This is a genomic window from Corynebacterium sp. HMSC072A02, from assembly GCF_001810085.1.
In the GTDB taxonomy this organism is placed as follows: Bacteria; Actinomycetota; Actinomycetes; order Mycobacteriales; family Mycobacteriaceae; genus Corynebacterium; species Corynebacterium hesseae.
Genome location: NZ_KV799807.1, coordinates 1 through 389 on the forward strand (window position 1 = coordinate 1; position 389 = coordinate 389).

The 389-nt window shown below is 49.9% G+C and carries 1 protein-coding gene; it reads right to left on the reverse strand.

Annotation, left to right across the window (positions count from 1 at the left end; translation table 11 throughout):
* On the reverse strand, positions 1-362 hold a 362-nt coding region (locus HMPREF2698_RS00620), incomplete at its 3' end, for an IS3 family transposase (RefSeq protein WP_141748911.1).
* Between the last annotated feature and the right edge of the window lie 27 nt (positions 363-389).

Sequence of the window (389 nt, forward strand, 5' to 3'; positions counted from 1 at the left end):
TTGACCAGGTCAGGAAGAGTTGACTTACGCTTGGATTGAATCGTTGTCACCGGGACAAAGGCACGCGGTGAAATCCCTTCAATGCCCATCATGCGCATCCGCTTCGCCACAGTCTTACGGTTAAGCGAAATGTGGTAGCGCTCGGCGAGCTCTGCGGTGATCCGAGGAGCACCATAAACCTCATCGGAGTCTTTCCAAATCTGATGAATCTTTCGGTCAACATCATCGTAAAATGCTGACCGATCATCCTTTCCGGATAGTCGTTTCTGCTGCACATGAGCCCATTTGTAGTATCCAGACCGAGACACTTTTAATAGCCGTGCCATGCGTTTGATGCTGTAGTTTGCCTTCTCCTGCTGCATTAGTTCGAACTTTTCTGCTCGCGTTGC